The organism is Marinobacterium zhoushanense (genome assembly GCF_014641945.1).
GTDB lineage: Bacteria > Pseudomonadota > Gammaproteobacteria > Pseudomonadales > Balneatricaceae > Marinobacterium_D > Marinobacterium_D zhoushanense.
On record NZ_BMIJ01000005.1, the window covers coordinates 405713 to 419001 of the forward strand.

11 protein-coding genes are annotated in these 13289 nt (G+C 60.0%); 5 read left to right on the forward strand and 6 right to left on the reverse strand.

All coding sequences use genetic code 11. The annotated features are described in order from the left end of the window. Positions 1–28: 28 nt before the first annotated feature. A complete protein-coding gene (gene mrcB, locus IEX40_RS14165; RefSeq protein ID WP_188749351.1) occupies positions 29–2356 on the forward strand; it encodes a penicillin-binding protein 1B in 2328 nt (775 codons plus the stop codon). Between the two features lie 27 nt (positions 2357–2383). Continuing rightward, positions 2384–2968 carry a tetratricopeptide repeat protein gene (locus IEX40_RS14170; protein ID WP_188749353.1) on the forward strand — a complete coding sequence of 195 codons (585 nt, stop codon included), beginning with the start codon at positions 2384–2386 and terminating at the stop codon, positions 2966–2968. Here the strand turns inward: IEX40_RS14170 and IEX40_RS14175 are convergent. The 4 genes from IEX40_RS14175 to IEX40_RS14190 are packed head-to-tail and all read right to left on the reverse strand — an operon-like array spanning position 2962 to position 7242. After that, positions 2962–3585, reverse strand: coding sequence for a hypothetical protein (locus IEX40_RS14175; protein ID WP_188749355.1), 624 nt, complete (start codon positions 3583–3585; stop codon positions 2962–2964). The genes IEX40_RS14170 and IEX40_RS14175 overlap by 7 nt on opposite strands. Beyond that, entirely contained in the window at positions 3585–4865 is a 1281-nt protein-coding gene (gene hemL, locus IEX40_RS14180; RefSeq protein WP_188749358.1) for a glutamate-1-semialdehyde 2,1-aminomutase, read from the reverse strand. The genes IEX40_RS14175 and hemL overlap by 1 nt, the downstream gene beginning before the upstream one ends. Before the next feature lie 35 nt (positions 4866–4900). Next, entirely contained in the window at positions 4901–5533 is a 633-nt protein-coding gene (gene thiE / locus IEX40_RS14185; RefSeq protein ID WP_188749360.1) for a thiamine phosphate synthase, read from the reverse strand. Beyond that, a complete protein-coding gene (locus IEX40_RS14190; protein WP_188749361.1) occupies positions 5530–7242 on the reverse strand; it encodes a chloride channel protein in 1713 nt (570 codons plus the stop codon). The genes thiE and IEX40_RS14190 overlap by 4 nt, the downstream gene beginning before the upstream one ends. 157 nt (positions 7243–7399) lie before the next feature. Here IEX40_RS14190 and argC point away from each other — a divergent pair, with 157 nt between their 5' ends. After that, the gene (argC, locus tag IEX40_RS14195) at positions 7400–8434 is read left to right on the forward strand and encodes an N-acetyl-gamma-glutamyl-phosphate reductase (RefSeq protein WP_188749363.1); all 1035 of its coding nucleotides are present in this window, start codon (positions 7400–7402) and stop codon (positions 8432–8434) included. Between the two features lie 62 nt (positions 8435–8496). Continuing rightward, on the forward strand, positions 8497–8841 hold the full coding sequence (gene erpA, locus IEX40_RS14200) for an iron-sulfur cluster insertion protein ErpA (protein WP_188749365.1): 345 nt from the start codon (positions 8497–8499) through the stop codon (positions 8839–8841). A 106-nt stretch (positions 8842–8947) separates the two neighbouring features. Here erpA and IEX40_RS14205 read toward each other — a convergent pair whose 3' ends face one another. Next, positions 8948–10048 carry an anhydro-N-acetylmuramic acid kinase gene (locus IEX40_RS14205; protein ID WP_188749367.1) on the reverse strand — a complete coding sequence of 367 codons (1101 nt, stop codon included), beginning with the start codon at positions 10046–10048 and terminating at the stop codon, positions 8948–8950. A 3-nt stretch (positions 10049–10051) separates the two neighbouring features. Further along, a complete protein-coding gene (locus IEX40_RS14210) occupies positions 10052–11449 on the reverse strand; it encodes an OapA family protein (protein WP_229680768.1) in 1398 nt (465 codons plus the stop codon). A gap of 226 nt (positions 11450–11675) precedes the next feature. On the opposite strand from IEX40_RS14210, the gene tyrS reads away from it, so the two are divergent. Beyond that, entirely contained in the window at positions 11676–12974 is a 1299-nt protein-coding gene (tyrS, locus tag IEX40_RS14215; protein ID WP_188749370.1) for a tyrosine--tRNA ligase, read from the forward strand. Positions 12975–13289 lie beyond the last annotated feature (315 nt).

Genomic DNA, 13289 nt, shown 5'->3' on the forward strand with positions numbered 1-13289 from the left:
CAATAAAGCTCCGGATTATACTGAACCGATGAGTAAAAAGAGAAATAGCCGTAAGAACAGCCGTAGTCGCAAGGCCTCCAGATCCTGGATCAGGGCGCTGTTGGGGCCGTTGTTGAAGCTACTGCTGGTACTGACGGTGATCGCGGCCGTGGGGCTGATCTACCTTGATGCCCAGGTCCGCGACAAGTTCGAGGGTAAACGCTGGGCGCTACCGGCCAAGGTCTATGCGCGTCCGCTTGAACTCTATCCCGGACAGCAGCTGAGCGCTGAGGATTTTCGCCTTGAACTTAAGGGGCTCGGTTACCGTACGGTGTCGGCTGTCAGTCATCCGGGCAGTGCGCACTGGAGCGCCGGGCGTGTGCAACTGGTGACCCGTGGCTTCCCCTTCCCTGACGGCGCTGAACCGTCGCGCAAAATGACGCTGGATTTCGGTCGGGCCGGTCTGGAGCGAATTCGTGACGAAAGTGGGCGCTCACTCTCACTGGTGCGGATGGAGCCTATCCTGATCGGTGGCATCTATCCTCAGGACAATGAAGATCGCGATCTTATCCGTCTTGAGGACGCACCGGCGATGCTGCCGGCGGCGCTGATCGCGGTGGAGGATCGCAACTACTACAGTCATCACGGTATCTCCTTGAAGGGGATCGCCCGTGCCATGTGGGTCAATTTCCGCGCCGGTCAGTTCGTGCAGGGGGGCAGTACGCTGACCCAGCAGCTGATCAAAAACTTCTACCTGACCGACGAGCGCACGCTGGCGCGTAAGCTGCTCGAGATGCCGATGGCGGTATTGCTCGACCTGCACTACAGCAAGGAGGAGATCCTTGAGGCCTATCTGAACGAGGTCTACCTGGGTCAGTCCGGCGCGCGTGCCATTCACGGCTTCGGTATGGGTAGCCAGTACTATTTTGGTCGGCCGGTGGCCGAGCTGGATGTGGCGCAGGTGGCGCTGCTCGCCGGTCTGGTCAAGGGCCCCTCCTATTACGACCCGCGTCGACATCCGCAACGGGCGCTGAGTCGCCGCAATCTGGTGTTGCGGCTGCTGCGTGACCAGAACCGGATCAGCGACGAGGAGTACGAGCTGGCCAAAGCGGAGCCGCTGGGCGTGGTCGAGCAGCGCAGTCTGCAGAAGGGGGCCTATCCCGCGTATCTGGATCTGGTCAAGCGGCAGCTGCGTCAGGAGTACCGCGAAGAGGATCTGAGCAGCGAGGGACTGCGGGTGTTTACCGCGCTGGACCCGCTGGTGCAGGCGCGCGCGGAGCGGGCGCAGGAAACCACGCTGGAGCAGCTTGAGAAGCGTTACGGCAAGTCCGCCGAGGGGCTGGAAGCCAGCATGGTGGTCACCGACCCGCAGACCGGTGAGATCCTCACCGTGATCGGGGGGCGGGACTCCCGCTACGAAGGGTTCAACCGGGCGCTCGACGCGTTGCGGCCGATAGGTTCGCTGGTCAAGCCGGCGATCTACCTGACCGCTTTGGAGCAGGGCTATACCCTGGCCAGCCGGCTGCAGGACGAGGCGTTCAAACTGGAGTTGCCCAATGGTGATATCTGGGCGCCGGATAACTTCGATCATCGCAGCCATGGCGAGGTGCCGCTGCACTACTCGCTGTCGCACTCGTTCAATCAGTCCACCGCACGTTTGGGATTGACCATCGGCGTCGACAAGGTGATCGACATGCTCGAGCGGCTTGGCGTGGAGCGTGAGCTGAAACCCTATCCTTCGCTGCTGCTAGGCGCCCAGGCATTGTCGCCACTGGAGGTGGCGAGTGTTTACCAGACGCTGGCCGCCAACGGTTTCCGCGTGCCGCTGCGGGCGATTCGTGCGGTTACCGATGCCGAGGGGCAGGAGTTGTCGCGTTATCCGTTCGCACTGCGCCAGCAGGTGGAACCGGCGCTGGTACACCTGATCCAATATGCGATGCAGGAGGTGGCGCGCGAGGGGACGGCGCAATACGCCTACTCGCAACTGCCGCAGAACCTGAATATCGCCGGTAAGACCGGTACCTCCAACGATCAGCGGGACAGCTGGTTTGCGGGGTTTACCGGCAACCGCCTTGCAGTGGTTTGGGTCGGGCGCGATGATAACGCCAAGTTGCCGTTCACCGGCTCCGGCGGCGCGCTCAGGGTATGGACCGATTACATGCGCCGGGAACACCCGGAACCCTTCTATGCCACTCGGCCGGAGGGGGTCGAGTATGTGTGGATCGATGATGCCACCGGGCTGCTGTCGGACCAGCGTTGTGAAGGCTCACGCCAACTGCCGTTCATCAACGGCACCGTCCCCCGGGACAGTGTGGATTGCGGACAGTTGCGGCGTCGGAATAACCCGTTGGACTGGTTTCGCGGCTGGTTTCAGTAATTGATGCAGATGAATGTAGGCAGGGATATGAAAAAGATTGCGATCGTGTTGGGGGCCGCGCTGTTGGCCGGCTGTGTTGGGCCCAATCCCTACGTCACGCCGGTGGAGGATCGCAGTAACCGGCAAGCCACCACGCCGCCTCCACCTGGCAGCCTGGAGAGCGTGGATCCGAGTCCGGGTGTCAGTGTGCAGCCGATCGAGGATGTGCCGGTATTCCGTCCCCAGCGCGAGGCGCTGCCGGAAAGCGAAACGCTCAACGTCGCGCCTACCGATATTCCGGTCAGCGAACCGCGCAATGCGGCGGTTGTTGCGTTGCTGGACTCGGCGAGCCAAAACACCCAGGGCGGTGATCTGCGTGCGGCGCAGAGCAGCCTGGAGCGGGCGTTGCGTATCGCGCCTCGCGATCCCCAGGTGTACTACCAGTTGGCGGATGTGCAGCGCCGGCTCGGCCAGTTCATGCAGGCTGAGCAGGTGGCGTTGAAAGGGGTCAATGTGGCCAATGGTCAGCCCGCAGAGCTGCGCCGCCTGTGGAGTCTGATCGCGCTGATCCGCAGCGATGCCGGGAACAGCGCGGGTGCCAGGGCAGCCCAGCAGGAAGCCAGTCGTTACTGAGCGGCTGGCCGAGCAGGGATCAGCGAACGGTGCAGGGCGGCAGTGAATGTCGCTAGCGACAGTGCACTCAGGACGCGGAACAGGGCTGGTTCCTGCCATGCAATCCCCCAGTTCGGTGCTACCGGGCTGGTTATCGTGAGGGTTAACGCCAGCAGTGCCGTGGCTGCGACGGCCAAGGGCTGCTTCAGCAGCACGCTGCCGACGGCGCAGGCGGCGACCATGGCCGCACCCAGCGCTTGCAGGTACTCTTCGCCATAGCCCAGTTGTCGACTGAGTTCGAAGGCGGCAAACAACGCCAACAGCCAGCGTCCCCAACCCGCACCCGCCCAGAACCAGCGACGCCCCAGGGCATACACGGCCGTGGCCATCAGTGGCAGTGAAATGTAGACCGCCAGATTCAGTGCCATCCGCCGCAGCACGCCCAGGTCACTGCCGGCGTCAGCGGGCAGGTACTGCGCGGGAATCGCCACCAGGATAAATAGCGCGCTCAGAGCCCAGGCGCTGAGCAGTGCGCGCTCATCCGTGCAGGCCTGGCGCTGACGCCAGGCCCAGAAGGCGCTGGCGCCGCTGCTCAGCAGCAGGGCCAGATCAGCGGCAATAGTCAGTGGCGCCACCATCAGAGCGTCGCGAACGCTTTGTCGGCCGCGGCCAGGGTGGCATCCAGATCGGCTTCACTGTGGGCGTCGGAGATAAAGCCGGCCTCAAATGCCGAGGGTGCCAGGTAGACTCCCTGGTCAAGCATGGCATGGAAAAAGCGGCCGAAACGCTCGGTATCGCAGGCGGTCGCATCGGCAAAGCCGCGAATCTCTGTGGCCTCGGTGAAGAACAGGCCGAACATGCCGCCGACACAGGTGGTGGTGAACGGTATGTTGTGGCGTGCCGCGACCACCTCCAGTCCCTGGGTCAGGTATTCCGCCTTGGCCGAGAGCGATTCATGTACGTCCCCTTCGCTGAGGGCGTTCAGCATCGCCAGCCCGGCGGCCATCGCCAGTGGGTTGCCGGAGAGGGTGCCAGCCTGGTAGACCGGGCCCAGTGGTGCGATCTTCGACATGATCTCTTTTTTGCCGCCAAAGGCTCCCACCGGCAGACCGCCGCCGATCACCTTGCCCAGGGTGGTCAGGTCGGGCTTGATGTTGTAGTGCGCCTGCGCGCCGCCGAGGGCGACGCGGAAACCGGTCATCACCTCGTCGAAGATCAGCACCGTTCCATATTGGTCGCAGATCTCGCGCAGCCCCTCGAGGAAACCGGGCACGGGCGGGATGCAGTTCATGTTGCCGGCCACCGGCTCGACGATGATGCAGGCGATCTGCTCGCCGACCTCGGCAAAGGCCTGGCGCACGTTGTCCAGGTTGTTGTACTCCAGGGTCAGGGTGTGCTCGGCCAACGCGGCGGGCACCCCCGGCGAGTTGGGTTCGCCCAGGGTCAAGGCGCCGGAGCCTGCCTTGACCAGCAGCGAGTCGGAGTGGCCGTGGTAGCAGCCTTCGAATTTGACGATCTTGTCGCGACCGGTGTAACCGCGTGCCAGGCGGATGGCGCTCATGGTGGCTTCGGTGCCGGAGCTGACCATACGCACCATCTCGATCGATGGCATCAGCTCACATACCTTGTCGGCCATGACCGTCTCGATGGCGGTGGGAGCGCCGAAGCCGAGGCCGTTGTCCAGCGCACTGCGTACGGCATCCATTACCGGCTGATAGCAGTGGCCGAGGATCATTGGGCCCCAGGAGCCGACATAGTCGATGTAGCGCTTGTCGTCCTCGTCGAACAGGTAGGCGCCTTCGCCACGCTTGAAAAATATCGGCGTGCCGCCTACCCCTTTGAATGCGCGCACCGGCGAGTTGACGCCGCCGGGGATATGGGTCTGGGCGGCTTTAAATAGCGATTCGGAAGCAGACATGGGGCATCGTCCTGTGTCATTAAGTACAAATTGAATTATGCGGAAAACAATTGGCCGAACGCCCGCGCGCGCGCTTCGATATCGTCCTGCGCGAACAGGGCATGGATCACTGCAATCATGTCGGCGCCGGCCTGAATTACCTGGCTGGCATTATCCATACTGAGCCCGCCAATCGCCACTATCGGACAGTGGAGGCGGCTGCGGGCGTCCTGCAGTAGGCTGAGCGGGGCGGGGATGGCGTCGGGCTTGGTGCTCGATGGGAAGAACGCACCGAAAGCGACATAGTCGGCACCGCCCTGTTCCGCGGCAAGCGCCAGGTCCAGTTGGTCGTGGCAGGTGATACCGATGATCGCCTTGGCGCCCAGCCGCTCACGAGCCGCCGCCAGCGAACCGTCCGTCTGGCCAAGGTGGACGCCGTCGGCGCCGCTGGCCAGGGCCAGTTCCACGTCGTCATTGATCAACAGGGGAGCCAGATGGGCGCGGCAAAGTTGTGCCAGTGCCTGAGCCTGGCGCAGGCGTTTGCTGGCGTCATCGGACTTGTCCCGGTACTGCACGATGCGGGCACCGCCACGCAGTGCGGCCGCAACCGAGTCCAGCAGTTGTTGGTCGTCCGGCATCAGTCCGGCATCGGTAATGGCATAGAGTCCGCTAAGGGTGGTTTTGATCATAGGGCCTGTTTGTGGTTGTAGTACTCTTCGATCTGGCTACGACGGATCACGCCCAGCGGCGTGCCCTGGTTGCTGATCACCAGCAGCACACTGACATCGTGTGCGACCATCGATTCCCAGGCCTCGTGCAGTGTGGCGCGGGAGTATATGGGTATCGCTTCCTGACGGCCGGCGGGGATCTGCATCAGCTCGATACACAGATCATCCTGCTCGGCAGGGTGCTTATCGAGCCAGCGTGCCAGGTCGCCCATCGGCAGCAGCGCATTGGTCTCGCCCTGCTCGATCAGGAACCAGCGCGGAGACGCCTTGAGCAGCTGGTTGGCTTCTGCCACGGTGACCAGGGCATGGGTGCTGACAAGGTCGCGCTCCAGCAGGCTTCCCACCGCGGCGCGGGACAGCGCCTGTGCCAGCGGTGCCTGGCTGGCATCCAGGCCCTGGGCTTCGAGAATGGCCTGAAAGGCAGAGGGGCGTTTGAACAGGGATCTCAGGGTCAGGTTGCTGACAACGATGGCGATCATACCGGGCAGAATGATCGCCGAGTTATCGGTCAGTTCCAGTAGCGCGATCAGCGCCGCCAGCGGCGCGTTGAGTATCGCGCCCATCATCGCGCCCATGCCGACGGTGGTGAACAGGTCGATCGGCATGTTGAAACCCAGATATTGCGCAAATCCGGCCAGCAGGGCGCCGGCGAGCGCGCCGATCACCAGCGATGGGCCGATTATGCCGCCGGGGATGCCCAGGCCGATGACGAAGGGGGTCAGCAGGGTCTTGCAGATCAGCAGTAACAGCAGTAGGTCGAGCACGGCTGGGCCGTCGAACAGCTGCTCGATACTGTCGTAGCCGGTGCCCATGACCTCCGGCACCGCCACCGAGACGACGCCGGCCAGTACACCGGCGATCATGAAGCGTACCGCAAGCGGCGTGCGGCGCAGTCTCACCGTGCGCTGCAGGGTATAGATGAATGCCGCCGCGACCAGGCCAACGGCCAGGCCCAGGATCAGCAGAAGTGGCAGTTCGGGCAGGATTTCGGTCGACAGTGCGGGGAGCCTGAGTTCGGCGGCGTGGCCGATCACCAGCTGTACCAGAACATCGGCGACCACAGCGGCGACGATCACCGGAATAAAGCCGAGGATACTATACTCCAACAGTATCACCTCCATGGCGAAGATAACGCCCGCCAGGGGGGTGTTGAAGACTGCTGCGATAGACGCGGCGCTGCCGCAGCCGATGAGTATGCGCAGGGTGTTGTTGGGCAGTTTCAGCCACTGCCCGATCAGGCTACCGCAGCTGCCACCAAGGTAAACCGCGGGGCCTTCGCGACCGACGCTGTGGCCACTGCCAAGTGCGATGGCGCCACCGACGAACTGGGTCAGCAGGTCGGCCAACGACAGGCGGCCCTGATGATAATTCAGCCGCTCCAGCAGGTGGGGTATCCCCACCGAGCGGGATAGCCTGGGGATTGTGAGCAGGAGTATCAACAGGATCAGGCTGCCGGCGACCGGAAAGCAGAAACGCTGCCAGGCGGTCAGTGACTCGAAATCTTCGCTGATGCCGCTGGGCAGCAGCCAGTGTTGCGGCAGTTCAATGGCCAGGCGAAACAGCAGTATGACAAGGCCCGTACACAGACCTGCGATAATGCCGAGCATGACCAGCTGTGGCAGGGCCTCAAAATGGGATAACCGTTGCCGGAAATGTTCAAGCGACGGCATGCGGTGTGGTCTCTATGCGCATTCGATAGTCAATAAACGGCTGTGTGAGTATGATATCGCCTCTTCGGAGCATTGAAACCTGAGTGTATCGGGTTGGCGTCGTATTCGAATCGGCGGTGTAAGAGTAACAGTTCTGCATAAGTTATGAGAGGTTAGCGTGATCAAGGTAGGTATCGTTGGAGGAACCGGCTTCACCGGCGTGGAGCTGCTGCGTATTCTGGCCAACCATCCGCAGGTGCGGGTCGAGGTGATCACCTCCCGCTCCGAAGAGGGTATCCGCGTCGCCGATATGTTTCCGAACCTGCGCGGTCATTACGATCTTGCGTTCACCGTACCGGATGTCGAGCGCTTGGCGCAGTGTGACGTGGTATTTTTTGCCACCCCCCACGGTGTGGCCATGTCAATGGCGCCGGAGCTGGTGGCACGCGGTGTGCGCCTTATCGATCTGGGCGCCGATTTCCGGATCAAGGACGTACCGTTGTGGGAAAAATGGTACAAGCTCGAGCACACCTGTCCGGATCTGGTCGAGAAAGCGGTCTACGGTCTGCCCGAGGTGAATCGCGAGGCGATTGCCGGTGCGCAGCTGGTAGCTTGCGCCGGGTGCTATCCGACAGCCGCTCAACTGGGCTTCCTGCCGTTGCTGGAGAAGGGGCTGGTCGATCATCGCCGGCTGATCGCCGATTGCAAATCCGGCGTTAGCGGTGCCGGGCGTGGTGCCAGTGTCGGCTCGCTGCTGTGCGAAGCCAGCGAAAGCATGAAGGCCTACGGTGTGCCGGGCCATCGTCATCTGCCGGAGATTCGCCAGGGTCTGACGCTAGCGGCCGGACGTCAGGTCGGGTTGACCTTTGTACCCCATTTGACACCGATGATCCGCGGCATTCATGCCACCCTCTACTCGGTGTTGAAGGATCCGGTCGACCCGGGTCTGCAGCAGCTGTTCGAGGAGCGATTCGCCAACGAGCCGTTCGTCGATGTGATGCCGGCGGGTAGCCATCCGGAGACCCGTAGCGTGAAGGGCTCCAACGTCTGCCGCATCAGCGTTCACCGTCCGCAGCAGGACGACACAGTGGTCGTGCTCTCGGTGATCGATAACCTGGTTAAGGGTGCCTCAGGGCAGGCGGTGCAGGTGATGAATATCATGTTCGGTTTAGCCGAAGATGAGGGACTGAAGATCGTCGGTTTGATGCCGTAATACTTGACTAAAACAGTGGGTATAAGCGAGAATCCACCCTCAACCGGAGGGTTTGCAGCAATATGAGCGATAACGTACAGGATACGCTGGTCTTTACTGAAGCGGCGGCGGCCAAAGTCAGATCTCTGATCGAAGAGGAGCAGAACGATAACCTCAAGCTACGGGTGTACATCACTGGCGGTGGCTGTGCGGGGTTTTCGTACGGCTTTACCTTCGACGAAGCTAAAGCTGATGATGACACCGAAGTGGTCAGGGATGGCGTGACGTTGGTCGTGGATCCGATGAGCTTCCAGTACCTGGCGGGATCGATTGTGGATTACAGAGAGGGTCTGCAGGGCTCACAGTTTGTCGTCAACAATCCCAATGCTACGACAACCTGCGGCTGCGGTTCCTCCTTCTCGATCTGATCTCGATCCGATGCTTAGGCCATGCACTGACAACTGGGGTGCATGGTCCTCCATCCTCACTCCGTTATTGGGCTTTTCTTTGATCCTGGTGTCTTGGCTGAGCTGATCAGGCGGGGTAGATTGCGCCTAGAATTCGCTCGCCGCTGGCGCCGGTAACCTCGGGGAGGTTACCGCATTGGTGGCGGTCGGTGCGCCATGCCAGCCAGGCAAAAGCTGCTGCCTCGACCCAGTCAGGATCCAGTTTCAGCTCTGCGGTGGAGGTAATGCGAGAGTCGGGCAGCAAGCGGGCGATCCGTGTGAGCAGATAGCTGTTGCGTGCCCCACCGCCGCAGACGAACAGGGTAGGGCGGGTCAAAGACAGCTGTTGCACCGCCTCGGCGATGGTCTGCGCTGTCAGCTCGCTAAGGGTTGCCTGAATATCTACAGCTGAAGGCGTTTGCGGCAAATGGTCCAGGTGGGACTCAACCCAGCTCCAGTTGAACAGTTCGCGGCCGGTGCTCTTCGGTGCGCATTGGCTGAAGAAAGGGGTGGTTAACATCGACTCCAGCAGGGCAGGTATCAGCTCTCCGTCTGACGCCCAGTCGCCGTTGGTATCGTAAGCCTGGCCGAGCTCGCGGAAGATCCACTCATCCATTAAAGCATTGCCTGGGCCAGTGTCGAAGCCGGTAACAGCTCTGTCGGTATCGGCTGCAAGACAGGTCAGATTTGCCATGCCGCCGATATTGACGATGACCCGGTCCTCATCCGAAGAGCGAAACAGCCAGCGGTGAAAGGCGGGCACCAGCGGTGCGCCCTGGCCGCCTGCCGCGACATCGCGACGGCGGAAATCGGCAATCGTGGTGATGCCTGTCTGCTCGGCGATGCGGCTCGGATCGCCGATCTGCAGTGTAAAACCCTGCTCCGGACGATGACGGATGGTCTGGCCATGAGTGCCAATGGCGCTAATCCGGCTGGCTGGGATCCCACTCAGTTTGATCAGTTCGTTGGCTGATTCGGCGAATAGTTCGCCCAGTTCTCGATCGAGGCGCCCCAGGTCATCGACGCCATAATCCGTGGCGCCGGCCAGCTCCAGTATTCTCTGCTTCAGTGCGGGCTCGATCGGCGTGGAGTGGCAGGCGAGCAGTTCGAACTCCGGTTCAAACCTTGCCAGCACCGCATCGACCGCGTCGACGCTGGTGCCGGACATCAAGCCCAGATAGATCGACATGGATCAGTTGTCGTTCAGCGCGATACCGGTAGTACCGCCATCCAGCATCGCCATCAGACGGGATGCCTGCTGTTTGAAGGCTGCTTGCTCAGATTTGGGAACCGGTTCGGCATGCGGGAGCTTCACCGTCATGGGGTTTTTGTGCACGCCGTTGACGCGGAACTCGTAGTGCAGATGGGGGCCGGATGCCAAGCCGGACATGCCAACATAACCGATGGTCTGTCCCTGTTTGACGCGGGAGCCTGTCGACAGGCCGGATTTATAACCACTCATATGGCCATAGAGCGTAGTGATATTACCGCCATGCTGAATGATGATCGCACGCCCATAGCCACCTTTGGTGCCGCGCCAGATAATCTTGCCATCGCCCGACGCTTTGATTGGCGTTCCGGTTGCAGCAGCATAGTCGACGCCACGATGGGGGCGTTTGGTACCCAGTACGGGGTGGAGTCGGGATGGATTGAAGCCTGAACTGATGCGTCGGAAATCCACTGGCGAGCGCAGAAACGCCTTGCGCATGCTGTGACCGCCTGGCGTGAAGTAATTGCTGTTGCCGTTGCTGTCGGTGTAGCGCACGGCCGCGAAGGTTTCGCCCTGGTTGACGAACTCGACGGCCAGGATGTCACCTTCGCCAATCTTCTCGTCATCGAGGTACTTCTCCTCGTACAGGACGCGGAAACGGTCGTGTTCGCGAATATCCAGCGCGAAGTCGATATCCCAGCCCAGGATCTGAGCCATCTGCATGATCATGTTGTCGGATAGGCCTGCACGTGCCGCATCGACAAAAAGCGAACTGTTGATCGTGCCGCTGACGATATGCGTCTTGATATCCGGTGTACGGCTTACGATCTGGGTGTCGTAACCAGCCTCGGTGCGCACGATCTCGACACTGTTGAGCCTGTCCTGAGCGAATCGCAGTTTCTGTAGCTCACCCTCCTGAATCAGGAAGGAGAGTGTCTGTCCCGGATAAAGACGCGACAGTACCTGGTTTTCACTGGTTGCCTGGCTGATCTGGTAGACGTCACGTGCCGACAGGCCCGCACGCTTGAATATTGACGTTAGGTTGTCGCCACTGCGGACGTCATAATCGATCCAGTTTTCGACTATGGGGGGAAGAGTCGCCTCTTCTACGTTGGTGCTGGTGAGCTCGGGTGTGCTCGTGTCCGTCAGATTCGGTGGCTGATCGAGCAGGTTGCTCTCAGTATATTCCGCAGTATCGTTTTGCGATGGCGTTAGGCTGGCTTGCGCATTCTGGCTGGTCTTGGCTTTGGCCGGTATCAGCGTGATGGTGCTGCGGGTTGCTTCTACCTCTTCCGAAGGCAGGAGTAACAGGGTGGTACCAAGAATAAGAGTACAGATGCTGGCCGCTGCCAGGTGTACCTTTGGTAGACTGTGAATCAAAGAGGAAACTTTCCGTAACACAATATCACCCCGGTGTAGACAGGCAAAAATGGCAATTTAATACAGCCCTATATGACCGCCGATTATATATAAGTTCCTAACTGTTTTGTCCGCCGTTTGGATGATTTCTTGAGCTTTTAGGCGTCTTTGTTTGTCTGGGTCAACGGCGGGCGCTAAAATGCGCGCCTTGTTTCGCTACAACAGACGGTTTAGATAGAAGGCAGCTATGAGCAAGCTAGGTCTGATAGAAGATTTAAAGGCACGTGGGTTGATCGCGCAGACTACCAGCGAAGAGGAGCTGGTGAAGCATCTGGATGCGGGCTGTGTGACCCTCTATTGCGGCTTCGATCCAACAGCGGACAGCCTTCATCTCGGACATCTTGTACCGCTGCTGATGCTGAAACGTTTTCAGGACTATGGTCATCGACCCATAGCACTGGTCGGCGGTGCCACGGGTTTGATAGGTGACCCCAGTTTCAAGGCGCAGGAGCGTCAGCTGAATTCCGCCGAGGTGGTACAGGAGTGGAGTAGCTGTCTAAAACATCAGATCAGCCAGTTTATCGAGTTCAACGATGATGGCGGGGCGATCCTGGCCAACAACTACGACTGGACGGCTAGTGTCGATGTGCTCAGTTTCCTGCGTGATATCGGTAAACACTTCACCGTCAACAAAATGATCTCCAAAGAATCGGTGAAGCAGCGTATCGATCGCGACGGCGAGGGTATCTCCTTCACTGAATTCACCTATCAGATCCTGCAGTCCTACGACTACCAGAAGCTCAACGAGATGTATGACTGCACTCTGCAGATCGGTGGTTCCGATCAATGGGGTAATATCACCGGTGGTATCGAACTGGTGCGCCGTATGAACGGCAAGTCCGTGCATGCACTGACTTTGCCGCTGATTACCAAGTCCGATGGCACGAAGTTCGGTAAGACCGAAGGTGGCGCAGTGTGGCTGGATCCGAAAAAGACCTCGCCCTATGCCTTCTACCAGTTCTGGTTGCAGACGCCAGATGCCGATGTTTATCGCTTCCTGAAGTTCTTTACCTTCCTGAGTGTCGATCAGATCGATCAGATCGAACGTCAGGACAAGGAGCGTGAGGGGCGTCCTGAGGCTCAGCGAATTCTGGCGGAAGAGGTGACGCGCCTCGTTCACAGCGAAGAGGCGCTGGTGGCGGCTCGCCGAATCACTGAAGCGCTGTTCTCGGGCGATCACTCGTCCCTCGATGCTAATGACTATGCGCAGCTGCAGTTGGACGGTCTGCCCGCGTCGGCGGTACCTGCAGAGCTTGCCGAGCTTCCGCTGACGACTCTTTTGACTGAGGCCGGCGTTGCGACCTCGGGCAAGCAGGTTAAGGATGCGCTGCAACGAAGTGCGGTGTTCATCAATGATCAGGTCTGCTCTCTCGACCAGAACATGAGTGCGGTTTCCCTGTTTACCAAGGATAATGCGCGCTTCGGGCGTTATTTTCTGGTGAAACTGGGTAAGAAGAAGCATCACCTTTTCTACCTGGTACCCTAAGCCCGGGTGTTGAAAGATAGGGTGCTTGAAGAGTTTTTGAAAATTTTTTACAGCACCCTGTTGACTCCCTTGGGGAGGTCTGTAGAATGCGCCTCCTCGCTTGAGCTGAACGCCTTCAGAGGTTGATCGGGGTCAAGTGAGGCGGTCTCCAAGATGTTGAATTCATTGTGTATTTTTTTGAATTTGATACGAAGAGGTCGCGGTGAAAAAGCGAAAATAAACGCTTGACACCGAACGCTGAGGCGGTAAGATATGCGCCTCGCTTGAGACGACGGATTCGGTAGTAAGCAAGTCGCTCAGCACGCTCTTTAACAA

Coding starts and splice junctions, on each gene's coding strand:
- mrcB (WP_188749351.1), top strand. CDS start 29: ATGAGTAAAAAGAGAAATAGCCGTAAGAACAGCCGTAGTCGCAAGGCC.
- IEX40_RS14170 (WP_188749353.1), top strand. CDS start 2,384: ATGAAAAAGATTGCGATCGTGTTGGGGGCCGCGCTGTTGGCCGGCTGT.
- IEX40_RS14175 (WP_188749355.1), bottom strand. CDS start 3,585: ATGGTGGCGCCACTGACTATTGCCGCTGATCTGGCCCTGCTGCTGAGC.
- hemL (WP_188749358.1), bottom strand. CDS start 4,865: ATGTCTGCTTCCGAATCGCTATTTAAAGCCGCCCAGACCCATATCCCC.
- thiE (WP_188749360.1), bottom strand. CDS start 5,533: ATGATCAAAACCACCCTTAGCGGACTCTATGCCATTACCGATGCCGGA.
- IEX40_RS14190 (WP_188749361.1), bottom strand. CDS start 7,242: ATGCCGTCGCTTGAACATTTCCGGCAACGGTTATCCCATTTTGAGGCC.
- erpA (WP_188749365.1), top strand. CDS start 8,497: ATGAGCGATAACGTACAGGATACGCTGGTCTTTACTGAAGCGGCGGCG.
- IEX40_RS14205 (WP_188749367.1), bottom strand. CDS start 10,048: ATGTCGATCTATCTGGGCTTGATGTCCGGCACCAGCGTCGACGCGGTC.
- tyrS (WP_188749370.1), top strand. CDS start 11,676: ATGAGCAAGCTAGGTCTGATAGAAGATTTAAAGGCACGTGGGTTGATC.